Annotated in this window: 18 protein-coding genes; 7 read left to right on the top strand and 11 right to left on the bottom strand. The window is 53.9% G+C overall.

Annotated elements, in window-relative coordinates; translation table 11 throughout:
* Window positions 1-31 precede the first annotated feature (31 nt).
* A complete protein-coding gene (locus O1724_RS09295) occupies window positions 32-277 on the top strand; it encodes a YmjA family protein (RefSeq protein ID WP_022650806.1) in 246 nt (81 codons plus the stop codon).
* Between the two features lie 4 nt (window positions 278-281).
* Here O1724_RS09295 and O1724_RS09300 read toward each other — a convergent pair whose 3' ends face one another.
* The gene (locus O1724_RS09300; RefSeq protein WP_126296676.1) at window positions 282-1,781 is read right to left on the bottom strand and encodes an EAL domain-containing protein; all 1,500 of its coding nucleotides are present in this window, start codon (window positions 1,779-1,781) and stop codon (window positions 282-284) included.
* A gap of 124 nt (window positions 1,782-1,905) precedes the next feature.
* Window positions 1,906-1,998 (bottom strand): stress response membrane protein YncL, encoded by a 93-nt coding sequence (gene yncL, locus O1724_RS09305; protein WP_071524166.1) that lies wholly within the window; start codon window positions 1,996-1,998, stop codon window positions 1,906-1,908.
* A gap of 370 nt (window positions 1,999-2,368) precedes the next feature.
* Between yncL and O1724_RS09310 the strand changes: the two genes are divergently transcribed.
* Window positions 2,369-2,617 carry a GlsB/YeaQ/YmgE family stress response membrane protein gene (locus O1724_RS09310; RefSeq protein WP_003857896.1) on the top strand — a complete coding sequence of 83 codons (249 nt, stop codon included), beginning with the start codon at window positions 2,369-2,371 and terminating at the stop codon, window positions 2,615-2,617.
* 53 nt (window positions 2,618-2,670) lie between these two features.
* Here the strand turns inward: O1724_RS09310 and yoaJ are convergent, their stop codons facing one another.
* Genes yoaJ through O1724_RS09325 form a run of 3 tightly spaced genes read right to left on the bottom strand, consistent with a single transcriptional unit; the run spans window position 2,671 to window position 3,918 of the window.
* Entirely contained in the window at window positions 2,671-2,745 is a 75-nt protein-coding gene (gene yoaJ, locus O1724_RS09315; RefSeq protein ID WP_015570794.1) for a protein YoaJ, read from the bottom strand.
* Window positions 2,746-2,844, bottom strand: a complete 99-nt coding sequence (locus tag O1724_RS09320; RefSeq protein ID WP_015570793.1) for a YoaK family small membrane protein — start codon at window positions 2,842-2,844, stop codon at window positions 2,746-2,748. It abuts the gene before it with no gap.
* 45 nt (window positions 2,845-2,889) lie between these two features.
* Entirely contained in the window at window positions 2,890-3,918 is a 1,029-nt protein-coding gene (locus tag O1724_RS09325; protein ID WP_023315855.1) for a sensor domain-containing diguanylate cyclase, read from the bottom strand.
* Window positions 3,919-4,230: 312 nt separating this feature from the next.
* On the opposite strand from O1724_RS09325, the gene O1724_RS09330 reads away from it, so the two are divergent.
* Both O1724_RS09330 and O1724_RS09335 read left to right on the top strand, forming a co-directional pair.
* Entirely contained in the window at window positions 4,231-4,485 is a 255-nt protein-coding gene (locus tag O1724_RS09330; RefSeq protein WP_023315857.1) for a putative hemolysin, read from the top strand.
* Window positions 4,486-4,565: 80 nt separating this feature from the next.
* Complete coding sequence (locus tag O1724_RS09335) at window positions 4,566-4,871, top strand: hypothetical protein (RefSeq protein ID WP_022650810.1); 306 nt, start codon at window positions 4,566-4,568, stop codon at window positions 4,869-4,871.
* Here O1724_RS09335 and O1724_RS09340 read toward each other — a convergent pair whose 3' ends face one another.
* Window positions 4,872-5,216 (bottom strand): DUF488 domain-containing protein, encoded by a 345-nt coding sequence (locus tag O1724_RS09340; RefSeq protein WP_003857886.1) that lies wholly within the window; start codon window positions 5,214-5,216, stop codon window positions 4,872-4,874. It lies immediately after the preceding gene.
* A 150-nt stretch (window positions 5,217-5,366) separates the two neighbouring features.
* On the opposite strand from O1724_RS09340, the gene O1724_RS09345 reads away from it, so the two are divergent.
* Window positions 5,367-6,074: a CTP synthase C-terminal region-related (seleno)protein gene (locus O1724_RS09345; protein ID WP_022650811.1), complete on the top strand. Its 708-nt coding sequence runs from the start codon at window positions 5,367-5,369 to the stop codon at window positions 6,072-6,074.
* 31 nt (window positions 6,075-6,105) lie between these two features.
* Here O1724_RS09345 and O1724_RS09350 read toward each other — a convergent pair whose 3' ends face one another.
* Entirely contained in the window at window positions 6,106-7,293 is a 1,188-nt protein-coding gene (locus tag O1724_RS09350) for a CynX/NimT family MFS transporter (protein ID WP_126296675.1), read from the bottom strand.
* A gap of 99 nt (window positions 7,294-7,392) precedes the next feature.
* Here O1724_RS09350 and O1724_RS09355 point away from each other — a divergent pair, with 99 nt between their 5' ends.
* A complete protein-coding gene (locus O1724_RS09355) occupies window positions 7,393-8,184 on the top strand; it encodes an AraC family transcriptional regulator (protein WP_022650813.1) in 792 nt (263 codons plus the stop codon).
* On the opposite strand, the gene O1724_RS09360 is transcribed toward O1724_RS09355, so the two are convergent.
* From O1724_RS09360 to O1724_RS09370, 3 genes are all read right to left on the bottom strand, one after another.
* A complete protein-coding gene (locus tag O1724_RS09360; RefSeq protein WP_003857881.1) occupies window positions 8,168-8,614 on the bottom strand; it encodes a DUF441 domain-containing protein in 447 nt (148 codons plus the stop codon). The two genes, O1724_RS09355 and O1724_RS09360, sit on opposite strands and share 17 nt — an antisense overlap.
* A 106-nt stretch (window positions 8,615-8,720) precedes the next feature.
* Entirely contained in the window at window positions 8,721-10,757 is a 2,037-nt protein-coding gene (locus tag O1724_RS09365; protein WP_126296674.1) for a glycoside hydrolase family 31 protein, read from the bottom strand.
* Between the two features lie 15 nt (window positions 10,758-10,772).
* The gene (locus O1724_RS09370; RefSeq protein WP_044596273.1) at window positions 10,773-12,104 is read right to left on the bottom strand and encodes a glycoside-pentoside-hexuronide (GPH):cation symporter; all 1,332 of its coding nucleotides are present in this window, start codon (window positions 12,102-12,104) and stop codon (window positions 10,773-10,775) included.
* A 286-nt stretch (window positions 12,105-12,390) separates the two neighbouring features.
* Between O1724_RS09370 and yoaI the strand changes: the two genes are divergently transcribed.
* Window positions 12,391-12,492, top strand: coding sequence for a small membrane protein YoaI (gene yoaI / locus O1724_RS09375; protein ID WP_234833954.1), 102 nt, complete (start codon window positions 12,391-12,393; stop codon window positions 12,490-12,492).
* A gap of 20 nt (window positions 12,493-12,512) precedes the next feature.
* On the opposite strand, the gene O1724_RS09380 is transcribed toward yoaI, so the two are convergent.
* Complete coding sequence (locus O1724_RS09380; protein ID WP_022650816.1) at window positions 12,513-13,013, bottom strand: YbaK/prolyl-tRNA synthetase associated domain-containing protein; 501 nt, start codon at window positions 13,011-13,013, stop codon at window positions 12,513-12,515.
* Window positions 13,014-13,083: the final 70 nt, after the last annotated feature.

The following is a 13,083-nucleotide window of genomic DNA, read 5'->3' on the forward strand; positions in this document are numbered from 1 at the left end:
TTTTTTATGCACACAAGACGGAAACAACGCTATGACCCATGATATCCCGCTCAAGTATTATGACATCGTCGACGAGTATGCGACTGAAACGGCGAAACCGGTAGAAGAGGCAGAGCGTACGCCGCTGGCACACTATTTCCAGCTGCTGCTCACTCGCTTATACAACAATGAGGAAATCAGTGAAGAGGCGCAGCGGGAGATGGCTGTCCAGGCGGAGATAGACGAAGCGCGCATTGACGATATTGCGAACTTCCTGAATCAGTGGGGCAATGAATAACGCGTCATCGCGCTGAGTCTGCCAGCAGCCTGGCAAGGTCGTGCCGGGTTAGCGACTTTGAAAAGTACCAGCCTTGTACGAGGGCATCGGGGTATCTCTGCGCGATGAACTGAAATTGTGTTTCGCTTTCAACCCCTTCAAAAACCAGGGTTTTGTTCAGTTTAGCGAGCGCGTCGCTGAAGATCACCAGGATATCCTGTTTATAGTGCTCGCTGATGCCGTCCACTAACGACTTATCTACCTTGATTTCGTCATATTTGAGATTTGTGAGCCTGGCAAGATTAGAGTTTTGCACGCCAAAATCGTCTATTGAAATTTTGACGCCTGCCGATTTAAGCTCCTCACAAAACTCTTCAAGGATGGCCGAGGTGGAAACGCCATTCTCGGATAACTCAACTTTGATTAACGATAAAGGAATCGTGTTCTCTGAGCATGCATGACGTAATACCGACAGGAATTTGCCGTCTTCAATTTCCGTCCGGCCAACGTTCAGTGAAATCATTAACTGATGTTCAGCGGCCAGCGCGGCAATTTCCGCCAGGGATTTCTTTATCATGTTCTGATAATAAACGTTATACAGGCCAATTTTTTTAATTAACGGGATAAACAGCTCAGGAGAAACCTCTTTGTGATTGTTATCCTGCCATCTTGATAACACTTCAACCCCAACGATTTTCTTATCAGCAACCCGAATAACGGGCTGAAAATGAACGCTGATGGTATTCGCTTTTACCGCTTTGACCAGCGTTCGTTCCAGAGAACGTCGGTCTTCATAAAGTCGAAGAGAAAACAGCGTCAGGGATACCCAGATAAAGTATAAAAACAAGCACAGAAGCACCATCACTACGTGGGAGAGCGAAGCCAGTCCTTCATCATGGTGTGTGACGGTAACGCACAAATCCCAGCGTGTACTGCACTCTGTCACAGCCAGCGTAAATAACAGAGACTGTAAGCGGCTGAAGTTTTCTGATGGCGGCGTAACGGTGAAAAAGGTGCGGCCGAAATCTTTAGTGGAAGAACGAAGCGAATAGTTGGCGGTAACGGGGGCAAATTTATCGTAGGCTGAACGGGAGGTGAAGATAATAAGGTGGTTATAGATTGTCGCATTGCCGACAAAGAAATCTTTCTGCGAAAACTGCGCCAGGCTGAATCCGTTCTGGGTATTATGCAGCTCAGAGGGAAGGGCGATGGGATTTGCCAGCTTGCCCCAAAACGCGGTGCAGGTGATTTTCCCCTTTTCAATAAACCCTACATCGGCGAAATAGAGACTTCGCATCTTTAATTTTCGGTAGACGTTCAGACTGGCGCTATCGCATCCCTGCGCGGAGGTATTTTTAAGCGTACTGGCGATATTTTGCGTTAACTCTTCAGAATAGCTTAAGAGCGTGTGAGAGATCTCCCTCTGCCGGTTCTTTTGCTGCTCAGCGATAATGGCGTTAACCGCATACAGCGACAGGACGACCATAAAGGTTGAGATGATAGCAACGGCAATGGCCTTCTTCATTTTCCTGCTGTCCCGCCACGTCCTGAGGTGCAGGGATCTTATCACAGGTCATAAAAGCTACAAGTATGAGAGTTGAGCCGGCACGGAATCGGAAGGAAATCCACCCTGCCAGGCTCCTTTCAACTCAGAACCACTCAAACCGTGTTGAGAGCAGTAACAGTAGCGTACTGGCAGAAACAAGATTAAGGCAGATGACGAACTTGCTCGATACGTTCATGTTATCAACGCTTTTTGGTTATTCAGAAGCCACAGAGAATAGCGTTTCACCTCCACAGAAAAAACGCCAGATTTTGGTGGGTTGAGGCAAAAAAAAGCCCACTAAAAAGTGGGCAAGAAATACTGGAAGCAATGTGAGCAATGTCGTACTGAATACCTGAGTTATTTGCTCAACTATTCAGTAATGAGAAAGATAATCTTTCTCAGTAGAAGATGCAACCCCAGGATGAGTGTGGATCGACATTTTTTACTGCTCATATTTTACTCAAACGAGCCGTGTGATTCTTATCACAAATTTCCTTTCTCAGATCCTGTGCTATCCTTTTCTGTGTCGTTGATTTAATGACAAAAACCATACAGAGAGGAAAGCTATGGGAATTTTATCCTGGATTATCTTTGGGCTGATTGCGGGGATCCTGGCGAAGTGGATTATGCCGGGCAAAGATGGCGGCGGTTTCATCGTCACGATCATTCTGGGGATTGTGGGTGCAGTCGTCGGCGGCTGGATCAGTACCCTGTTCGGCTTTGGCAGAGTTGATGGCTTCAACTTCGGCAGCTTTGTCGTCGCGGTGATTGGCGCGCTGGTTGTTCTGTTTATCTACAGAAAAATCAAAAGCTAAATCTGACCTGTGTTAAAAAAGGCTGCCTGACGGCGGCCTTTTTACTTTGGGCGTTACCACCAGCCTAACTGCGTACCGGCGACGGCCACGATGGCGACAATCAGCATGATGATGGTCGTTTTTCTCATTTATGCCCCCGGCGCGGCGTAACCGCCAAGGAAAAACCAGCCTAAAAACACCACCGCTGTGATAAAAATAACCACCGGAAAGAGGATCCCTATTCTCATGCCATCACCTGTTTGAGTTTGTATAAGGCCGTAGAGTGTACGGTTTTAATCTAACGCGACAAAGCCTGTTTTGCTTTTTCCTTTTTTATCCTGATACATCGCGAGGTCCGCGGTGCGCAGGGCGCTATCTTCATCCGTGCTGTGAGGATCGACAATAACGACGCCAAGGCTTGCACCGGGATAAAGAATGGTGGCATTGCCTAACCCGTATTCGCCCGCAATAAGACCATTGAGGCGGGTTTTGATTGCGTTGATCTCTGTACTGGCGTCGCCATCATCGCTGTGACTCAGGCTGGCAACCAGAAATTCATCGCCGCCGAGCCGGCCAATAATCTCATCCTGCGTTTGCTCGTGAGTCAGTCGCTTGCCGACCTGTACGAGGAAGCGATCGCCCGCCTCATGCCCGTACTGGTCATTGATTCGCTTGAAATCATCGAGGTCAATAAAGGCAATCATGACGTTGCGGCTAAGATGGCGCGCCAGTGAGAACAGGGTGGTAAGGTTTTCAAAAATGGCGCGACGATTCGGCAGGCCGGTAAGGGCGTCGGTGTAAGAGTGGGCAATGAGCGCCGCATTTGCTTCGCGAAGCTGAAGCACAAGCGACTCTTTCTGAATGTACTGACCAATTAACCCGGCAAAGAGCCTGATCACCTGCTCGCCACGCTCGCTGAACTGTTTCTGTGCGGTGCTGGCAGCGCAAAGCGTGCCGTACAGAGAACCGTCAGCCAGGTGAACCGGCACGCTCATATAGGTTGTAATACCCAGTGCTTTTGCCGCTTCACACTCCGGCCAGCGGTCGGGCACCTCGTTACTGAACAAGGTGTCGCTATCCATGGCGCGCTTACAGAGCGTTTCGTCCCAGGGCACGCTGAACCCTTCCGGGATTTGCATTTGCTTGCTGTTACGGGCATATAAAATGTGCTGCAAACGCGCGTTAATATCGATTTTGGTCAGGTAGGTTGATTCCATATCCGTCACAATTTCCAGCATTTCCAGTAGCTGACGCACCAGACTGTCGAGAGATTGTTCAGTGGAGAGGGTTTCTGAAACACGGGCAAGAATGATATCTGACATGAGGCAGGTTGACTCCCATGCAGAAGACCTCTGTATCTGCATGTTATGCTGAAAATTTAGACTCCGGTCATAGTAAAACATGAACAGGATTAATTTTATAGATTCTTCTAAAAGCGGATGAGGGAGATGCTAAAAAAAAGCCCCGATGTTGAGATCGGGGCAAAACATCTTGATTACGGAATGATGTTCTCTGGTCAGTGTGAGAACAGGTATCACTATAAGGGGGAATCGTGCAGGTTTAATGGAGAAATCATGGAGAAAATGGCGATGACCCGTTACTCTGACGTTTTTACACCCTGAAGGATCATGATAATGAAATATCTTCTCCTGGCGCTTGTTGTACCGCTGGCCGCCTGCTCAACAAAGACCACCCCTTCTGATGCGCCTCAACCGCCGCACGCTATTGGTATGGCAAACCCGGCGTCAGTGTACTGTCTGGAGAAAGGGGGAGAGCAAATCCCTGTTCAAAGCCCGCAGGGTGTACGTACCGAGTGCAAATTACCAGGCGGGGAAGTGATCGATGAATGGGATCTCTACCGCCGCGATCACCCGCAACCAACCAGATGACAAGGGCAATAAAACTGCGATACACTTCTCTTTAGGATTATTCTTAGCCAGTTTCTGGCAGTACGTTTGCGAGAAGAAGTATGTTTCAGTTAAAACCGGGCAGCATGGCGATGATCGTGGGTGCGCGTACGGCGGCAGGCCGTCGAAATATCGGTAAATCCGTGGAGCTGTTTGGCCTTTGTCAGCCGGGCCAGCGTTTTGTAAACCCGGTTAACGGCGTCATGACGCAATTACCTGATACATCAGCACGTGCGCTGTGGCTGGTCACCGGTGATGTTTACGCCTTTGATAACCAGCACGGTTTTGCATTTGTTCGCCCGGAACATTTGATGCCGCTTACTCCCGACGAGATGCCACACAACGTGGATGAGCTGGCGATCGGTTAATCACAGTTTACGTAGCCAGTCCGCCAGTACCCGCGCGTGATTCTGCTCCCTGTTTTTCGCCCCGTAGAGTAGCGTCACGGTCTGCTGTCGGGCGAGGGCCGCCAGGCGTTTGCCTTCATCCTGATGCTGCGCCAGCTCTTTACGATAGGCTTCACTGAACGCAGTGAAATCTATCGTTTCACTGTGAAAAGCTTTTCGCAGTTCGCTGGACGGCGTTAGCGATTTACACCACTCATCACAGGCGAGGTCGGTCTTTTTTATTCCTCGCGGCCAGAGTCTGTCTACCAGCACCCGGTAACCATCGTCTGACGTTGCCTGTTCATATACGCGCTTACATTGAATCATCCGTTTTCCTCCTGCCGTGCGACGTTCGGCAAGAACACTATAGCACCCGGCTTTTATCCACCCAATTTAAGGTATTGTGATAATTGCAAAAGATCGGTAGTCTGAGGCTCCTTATGTTATCTGAAAATCCTCCGGCATAAGGAATCTCTCATGGAACTCTCCCCGGTTAAAACGACGCTGCGCATTGCGCTGGTTGGTGATTTCAATCCTGATGTTATTGCGCACCAGGCGATCCCGCTGGCGATTGACGACGCCGCTGCGGTTCTGGATCTCACCGCTGATTATGACTGGCTCGCCACGCCTGAGCTGACCAGCCCCGAAGACCTCGTCGGGTATGATGCCATCTGGCTGGTACCGGCAAGCCCGTATAAAAACACCGAGGCGGCGTTTATTGCGGCGCGTTACGCGCGTGAGAATAGCATCCCCTTTCTCGGCACCTGCGGCGGGTTCCAGCATGCGCTGATTGAGTATGCGCGTAATGTACTGGGCTGGCACGATGCAGGCCATGCCGAAACCGATACCGAGGGAAGGATGGTGATTGCGCCGCTGACCTGCTCGCTGGTAGAAAAAACCGACGCGATAGAGCTGCGGAATAACACGCTGATTGCCAAAGCGTATGGCAAGCCGGAAATTCAGGAGGGGTATCACTGCAATTACGGTGTCTCGTCTGAGTTTGCCAGCCAGCTTGAGCGGGGCGACATGCGCGTAACGGGCTGGGACGAGCAGGGCGAGATCCGCGCGGCAGAGCTGATAACCCATCCTTTCTTTGTCATCACCCTGTTCCAGCATGAGCGGGCTGCGCTTCAAGGGCGACCTGTCGTGCTGGTACAGGCCATGCTGCGGGCGGCGCAGGGATAAAAAAAGCAGACCGTCAGGTCTGCCTTGAATGTCAGCGGGGTGTGATCTCCCGGTCACGCCCGGCCAGCATGCCGCACAGGGCCATCACTACCGCAGCCAGCGCACAGGCCAGCAGCGGAATGCGCCAGTCTCCGGCGGTATCGTGAATTTTCCCCATCAGCGGTGGGCCACAGGCCGCCAGAAGATAGCCAATCGACTGTGCCATGCCGGAGAGCGCCGCGGCCTGATGTGCCGAGCTGGCCCGCAGTCCGATAAACGTCAGGCCGAGGATCATGGTGGCGCCGGATCCAAAGCCAAACACCAGCGTCCAGACGACGGCCAGCCCCGGCGCGAACCAGAACCCGGCCGCACTGACAGCGCACATCAGAGCGACAAGCCCGGCTATGCCACGCTGATCGTTAAGACGGTGCAGGATCAGCGGAATGGCGAGACCGGGAACAGCGGTTGCCAGCTGGAGAAGCCCGTGCATGGAGCCAGCCTGCGTTTCGCTGTAGCCGTGGCTAAGCAAAATCGCGGGTAACCAGCCGATAATGACATAGTAAATCAGCGAGTTAATGCCCAGAAAAAGTGTCACCTGCCAGGCGAGTGCCGAGCGCCAGATAGCCCGGTTGTGCAACGCGCCCGCGCCGGTCAGGGTGGCGGCCGGCCTCTGGCGCCATTGCGGTAACCACAGCAGCAGCGCCACCAGCGGGAAGAATATCAGCATCAACAGCGCTCCGTGCCAGCCACCACTCCCCAGCGACAGCGGGACGATCAGCGCCGATCCTGCGGCAGCGGCGGCCCCCATCGTCAGCGAATACGCCCCCGTGAGTTTTGCGACATGGCCCGGAAAATCACGTTTGATTAAGCCAGGTAACAGGACATTGCCCAGCGCAATCCCACAGCCCACGATCGACGTACCGATAAACAGCAGCGCGGCCGACGGCAGCGAACGTACGCCAATCCCGATGCAAATCAGCAGCAGAGCGATAAAAAGGCTGCGCTCCATGCCCAGGTGCCGGGCGACGCCTGCGGCAAGGGGAGAGATAAAGGCGAAGGCAAGCAGGGGCAGCGTTGTGAGCAGGCCGGTTTGCGCCGTGCTTAAGCCATAGTCCTGTCGGATGGTGTCGAGCAGGGGGGCGACACCGGTAAAGGTGACGCGCAGCGTCGTGGCGATCATCAGGATGCCTGCAACCAGCAGCGCACCCTGTTTCCCGGAAGGTTGAATAGCAGTAGTCATTATTGTCTCTTACGTTCAGGCGAGCGCATACCATACCGATTTAAGTTGTGGTTGAAATCAGGCTAAAATGACAGTTTATCGCTAATATCGGACAACTTTATGTACGGACTGGGGCTCGACGGCTACGATCCCGATAGCCAGCACGACGCGGCGGTGGCCTTTCGCATCCGCGTGGTGGCACAGGAACAATTTATTCCGCTGCATCAGCACCGCAAAGGGCAGCTGATTATGGCGCTGGGTGGAGCGATCACCTGTGAAGTGGAGAGCGCGATGCTGATGGTGCCGCCCCAGTATGCGGTGTGGATCCCAGGACAAACGCCGCACAGCAACAAGGCGACGCCCGGCGCGCAGCTCTGCCTGCTGTTTATTGAACCCGGTGCGCTCGAATTGCCGACGCGTACCTGTACGCTGAAAATATCGCCCCTGGTGCGGGAGCTGGTGCTGGCGCTTGCGGACAGGTCACGGGAAGAGTTGCCTCTTCCCGCTACCGGAAGGCTGGTAGACGTCCTGTTTGATGAACTGCCCCTGCAACCGCAGGAGCATCTACAGCTGCCGGTATCTCCGCATCCAAAAATTCGCCTGATGAGTGAGACCATGGCAAACGAACCTGCCGCCTGGCAGACGCTGGCGCAGTGGGCAAGCCACTTTGCCATGAGCGAACGCAATCTGGCGCGGCTGGTGGTGAAAGAGACCGGCTTAAGCTTTCGCCGCTGGCGGCACCAGCTCCAGCTGATTGTCGCATTGCAGTTTTTGATCGGCGGGAAGTCGGTCCAGCAGGCGGCGCAGGCGCTGGGGTATGACTCCACCACCGCCTTCATCACCATGTTTAAGAAAGGACTGGGACAGACGCCGGCCCGCTATATCGCCAGCCTGACTACGACTTCCCGATAAACAGCGAAACCAGACCGGCAGCAATCAGCGGACCAACCGGCACGCCACGAAACAGCGCCACGCCTAACACGGTGCCCACCAGCAGCCCGGCCACCAGCGAAGGCTGGCTGCTCATCAGCGTCACGCCGCGACCGCCAAGCCACGAGACAAAAACGCCCACCGCAATCGCCACCAGCGATTTCCAGTTTACAAAGGAGTGCAGCAGCGTTGAGGCCGGTAGCGTTCCGCTGGCAATCGGGGCCATCACGCCGATGGTCAAAATAATGATCCCGATGGTAAGCCCCTGTTTTTCTATCCACGGGAAGAAGGTGTTCAACGGTGTGACGCGAACGATGATCAGGACCAGAATGGAAATCGCGACGGTGGTGTTGTGGCTGACAAAACCCAGTGCAGCCAGGGCCAGAAGTATGAGCAGTGTAGGGTCGAACATGACGGGATCCTTGCCAAAAATAGTAAGCCTGCTTACTTTACGCGCAAACGCGTCGGCAGGCAGGCTTTACTGAAAAAATTGTCTATTTTTGGGCACTTGCCTGACGTCAGTCCACCAGCTGCTGGATAAGCGGACTCCCTTCGCGGATAAACACCGGGATGGTTTCCAGCGCCGCAGGCACCCGGATATGCTCCCCACCGGCGTAGCGCTCACCGTTGAGAGCGACCCAGCTATTGCCCGTCGGCAACCAGACATCGCGCTCACGCTGGCCGGCCTGCATAACCGGTGCCACCAGAAGATCTTCGCCAAACAGATACTGATCTTCACACGCCCAGCTCTGCTTGTCCTGCGGATAGTGCCAGAACAGCGGACGCATGAGCGGGTCTCCGTGCAGATGAGCCTGCTGGTACAACGCGTCAATATACGGGCGCAGGGTTTCGCGCACGGTAAGCCAGTGCTGCATGATGGCGTAATTCTCTTCTCCGTAACTCCACAGCTCATTAGGCGAACCGCTGTTACACTGAGGAATGCCGTCACGGTAGCGCTCCGGAGGCTGGATCTGCGGTTCGCGATAGCCGTGCATGCGCAGAACCGGTGTAAACACCGCCCACTGGAACCAACGGATCAGTAATTCGTGGAACGCCGGGTCGTTAACGTTCCCTCCCTGGAAGCCGCCGATATCGGTCGTCCACCATGGGATCCCCGCCAGCCCCATATTCAGTCCCGCGGCGAGTTGATTGCGAAAAGCATGGAATGAGGAGTGGACATCACCCGACCACGCCAGCACGCCGAATCGCTGGCTGCCTGCCCAGGCGCAGCGTACAAGGTTAACAATGTCGGTTTCACCGTTTGCCTGGAGCCCATCGTAAAAGCCCTGCGCAAAATCACGCGGGTAGCGATTGCCCACTTCCAGTACCGGACCGGCGTGGTAGCGATAGTTGTCAAAATCATAGGCGCGGTATTCCGGTTCCGCTTCGTCCAGCCAGAACAGCTTAATGCCCATGTCGTAGTAATTTTTCTTCACCGTATCCCAGACGAATTTCCGCGCCTCAGGATGGGTCGCATCAAAGAAGGTGGTATTGCCCATAAAGTCGAGGTTGACCTGCACGCCACGTTCACTGCTGACCAGCCAGCCTTTGGCTTTCATCAGCGGATAGAGAGGGCTGCGCGCCTCTACCGTTGGCCACACCGACACCATCAGCGCAATACCCATTTCGCGTAGCTCGTCGACCATCCCTTCAGGGTCGGGCCAGTCTACGGGGTCGAAGCACCAGGTGCCCTGATTCGGCCAGTGGAAAAAGTCGATGACCATTACCGACAGCGGCAGATTACGGCGGCGATACTCCCGCGCAACCTCAAGCACCTCCTGCTGGGTGCGGTAGCGTAATTTGCACTGCCACAGCCCGCTGATAAACGCCGGGGCGGCGGGCGGAGTTCCGGTGGCTTTTACATACTGGCGGGTGATATCCGCCACCGTGTCAGCGGCGGTGATCCAGTAGTCCATTTCTCCCGTCACGCGGGCGCGCCATTCCGTCTGATTTTTTGCAAAGCTGGCTTCACCAATCGCCGGATTGTTCCACAGCAGGCCATAGCCAAGGCTGGACTGCATAAAGGGCACGCTGGCCTGGGAGTTGCGCTGCGCCAGTTCCAGCGTACAGCCTTTCAGATCCAGCCACGGCTGTTGATACTGACCCATGCCATAGATGCGTTCATCCGGACGCGATTCAAACCGGACGGTGAGCTGATATTTTCCCCCCATTAGCGGCTTAAATTCACGGCCATCCAGCTTCAGGGCGCTGACATATTTATCCTGACTCTTCTCGCTGGCACCGATACCCACCGTTGAACGCTGGAGCCACATCTCTTCCAGCAGCAGTTCGCCGCGCTGATTGTAGAAGGCCAGCTGACCTTTAAGGTTCAGCGTCGCGGTAATATTGCCGTTGCGCAGCGTCAGGCTTTCCGCTTCGGCGATAATCTCAGCCTGGCAAGGGGCGGCGGGCAACAGTGCCTGTAAGGCGTCCTCAAAAGCCGGGGAGCAGGTGGCCCTGACGCGCAGGCTGTTTTCTCCCCACGGTTCAATACGCAGGATCTGGCGTTCAAAACGCCATTCGATGCTGTTGGAATGTTGAATCAGCTCACTCATGGATAACGCGTCCTTCTAAACAGGGTGTTTGGCGAGATGGATGGATTGCATTGTGCTGTCGTCGAGCTTATACCAGCGCAGCGTGGCAAACGCGCAGAGTGACAAGACGCCAGGCACGACGGTGAAGAGGGCGATGATGCAGTACATGGCCGTGTTGGTCTGCTCCGGGGCATTGGCAACATAACCGCTTAAGCCCAGCGTCCAGCCAACAATCGCGCCGCTGATCGCCATCCCCAACTTGAGTACGGCGAGGAAAGTGGAGAAGATCACGCCGTCCATGCGTTTGCCCTGTTTCCATTCGCCGTAATCGGCGACGTCCGCCATCATTACCCACATCAGCGTGGTGGTGGCCTGGTAAAGGGTGGAGACGATAAACGTCATGGGCACCAGAATAAGCACCGACTTAGGCGCAAAGAACAGAGCGATGCTGAGTACCCCCGCCAGTACGGAACAGTATCCAAACATCTGCACTTTGCTGACGTTCTGCGTCAGACGTTTGGCCAGCGCGCTGCCTGCGGCTTTCCCGAGAATATGCGCCCCGAGCATCCACATAAAATAGCTTGCGCTACCGAGATAATAAGTGACGAAATACATCATTGCGCCAAGGCGAATAACGCCAAAACCAATGTTGGTTAATACCAGGACGGCGACAATCCGCCATTGGTCGTTTCGTAATAAATCCCGCAGTTCCGCAAGATAATTATTGTGGGTAGCGGGAGCCTTAATACGTTCACGCGTATTGGCGAAGCAGATCCAGAACATGACGACCGCGACGGTCGCCATAATGGCCATTGCCCAGCGGTAGCCCAGTAATTTATCGTCGCCACCTAAAAACTCTGCCAGCGGCATCATAAAGAATGTCGACAGCGCGCCACCCAAAGTGGCAAGGAAAAAGCGATAAGACTGGAGGGAAATTCGCGCATCGTTGTCGGGCGTAATCACCGCGCCCATGGAACAATAGGGAATATTGATTGCGGTATACATCAGCATCATCAGGGTATAACTGACGGTAGCGAAAATCATTTTACCGTGCAGATCGAGGGACGCCGGCACGGCGTAGGTCAGCAGACAACTTGCGCCAAAGGGCAGCGCCAGCCACAGCATCCAGGGACGGAATTTGCCCCAGCGCGTGCGCGTCCTGTCAGCGATATAGCCCATCGCCGGGTCTATTATGGCATCGGCGGTTCTCGCCAGAAGAAACATGGTGCCCACGAATGCGGCAGGTAGCCCCACCACGTCCGTATAGTAAAACGTCAGAAAAATAATGACGTTATCCAGCCCAATATGGCTCGCCATATCGCCTAACCCATAACTGATCTTTTCTTTACGGGTAATTATCTCGGTCATTGTATTCACCTTGCCAGTGTAAGGTTTATTTTTGAGGTGCTCCGTAAACAGGGTTAACCAGGATGAAAAGGTTAACAATTGCGAGATCTGGCATCGGGGTTACGTAAATTTCTTTTCGTGATACCGGTAACAAATAAAGTATTTAAACAGTGACTTTATACGGAGGAGGATAGTTAACAGCGAATCGTTTCAGCGAAAAAATCGTCTTTTAGCGGACGCGTCATTGTCATTTAGCTGTCATTGTGGGGGAGTAAAAAAGAGGTAAATGGGCAAAGCAGAGGGCATCATGAACGATCCTGTGTTTGTCGAAACGCTAATTATTTCCTCATCATTTTTTATCATCGCGATTATTTTGATTGCTTCCGTGCTGCTGCTGGAAAACGGCTGACCGTTAGCCAGCCGCTGTATTTATTGTTTACGGAACGTCACCAGTTCAGGACGGGCGATACGCAGATAGTCCTGGGTATCCATTATCACCGATTTTTCCAGCAGGCCGGCGTTAAAGGCGATTTCATCGAAGCGCTCAAACAGCAGCGGATCGGCGACCAGCGTCAGATCCGGATGAAAGCTGAAGGGGGGAATGGCGCCGAAAACGCAGCCGGTAAGCGCATCCACTTCTGCCGGACTGGCGAGAGAGGCCTTTAGCCCACCGAAATGGCTGGCCAGCAGGCTCAGATCGGCCTGCCGATCGGCGGCAAGGATTGCCAGAATATGTTTCTTAACGCCGTTGCCTTTTACCTTGCAGACCAGTGCTTTTGCACCCTGCCGGAGATCGGTCCCGCGAATTTCACTGACCGCTTCGCATTTCCCAACGGCCTCATGCGCCACCACGCGAAAGCGCGCCTCCTGCTCGGTTAATAAGCTGATTAGGCGCTGATGGGTCGTCGTCCCGGTCACGTCATCAGACATAACGATTTCACCTGTGATTTGCCAATACGTAGCTTGCTACATTAGCACGGGACGGAGAGGGCTGAAAGAA

This window comes from Enterobacter cloacae complex sp. HYC074_NIDB (assembly GCF_056673345.1).

Excerpts from the sequence above, each read along its gene's own strand:
- O1724_RS09295 (WP_022650806.1), top strand. The coding sequence starts at position 32 with ATGACCCATGATATCCCGCTCAAGTATTATGACATCGTCGACGAGTAT.
- O1724_RS09300 (WP_126296676.1), bottom strand. The coding sequence starts at position 1,781 with ATGAAGAAGGCCATTGCCGTTGCTATCATCTCAACCTTTATGGTCGTC.
- yncL (WP_071524166.1), bottom strand. The coding sequence starts at position 1,998 with ATGAACGTATCGAGCAAGTTCGTCATCTGCCTTAATCTTGTTTCTGCC.
- O1724_RS09310 (WP_003857896.1), top strand. The coding sequence starts at position 2,369 with ATGGGAATTTTATCCTGGATTATCTTTGGGCTGATTGCGGGGATCCTG.
- O1724_RS09320 (WP_015570793.1), bottom strand. The coding sequence starts at position 2,844 with ATGAGAATAGGGATCCTCTTTCCGGTGGTTATTTTTATCACAGCGGTG.
- O1724_RS09325 (WP_023315855.1), bottom strand. The coding sequence starts at position 3,918 with ATGTCAGATATCATTCTTGCCCGTGTTTCAGAAACCCTCTCCACTGAA.
- O1724_RS09330 (WP_023315857.1), top strand. The coding sequence starts at position 4,231 with ATGAAATATCTTCTCCTGGCGCTTGTTGTACCGCTGGCCGCCTGCTCA.
- O1724_RS09335 (WP_022650810.1), top strand. The coding sequence starts at position 4,566 with ATGTTTCAGTTAAAACCGGGCAGCATGGCGATGATCGTGGGTGCGCGT.
- O1724_RS09340 (WP_003857886.1), bottom strand. The coding sequence starts at position 5,216 with ATGATTCAATGTAAGCGCGTATATGAACAGGCAACGTCAGACGATGGT.
- O1724_RS09345 (WP_022650811.1), top strand. The coding sequence starts at position 5,367 with ATGGAACTCTCCCCGGTTAAAACGACGCTGCGCATTGCGCTGGTTGGT.
- O1724_RS09350 (WP_126296675.1), bottom strand. The coding sequence starts at position 7,293 with ATGACTACTGCTATTCAACCTTCCGGGAAACAGGGTGCGCTGCTGGTT.
- O1724_RS09355 (WP_022650813.1), top strand. The coding sequence starts at position 7,393 with ATGTACGGACTGGGGCTCGACGGCTACGATCCCGATAGCCAGCACGAC.
- O1724_RS09360 (WP_003857881.1), bottom strand. The coding sequence starts at position 8,614 with ATGTTCGACCCTACACTGCTCATACTTCTGGCCCTGGCTGCACTGGGT.
- O1724_RS09365 (WP_126296674.1), bottom strand. The coding sequence starts at position 10,757 with ATGAGTGAGCTGATTCAACATTCCAACAGCATCGAATGGCGTTTTGAA.
- O1724_RS09370 (WP_044596273.1), bottom strand. The coding sequence starts at position 12,104 with ATGACCGAGATAATTACCCGTAAAGAAAAGATCAGTTATGGGTTAGGC.
- yoaI (WP_234833954.1), top strand. The coding sequence starts at position 12,391 with ATGAACGATCCTGTGTTTGTCGAAACGCTAATTATTTCCTCATCATTT.
- O1724_RS09380 (WP_022650816.1), bottom strand. The coding sequence starts at position 13,013 with ATGTCTGATGACGTGACCGGGACGACGACCCATCAGCGCCTAATCAGC.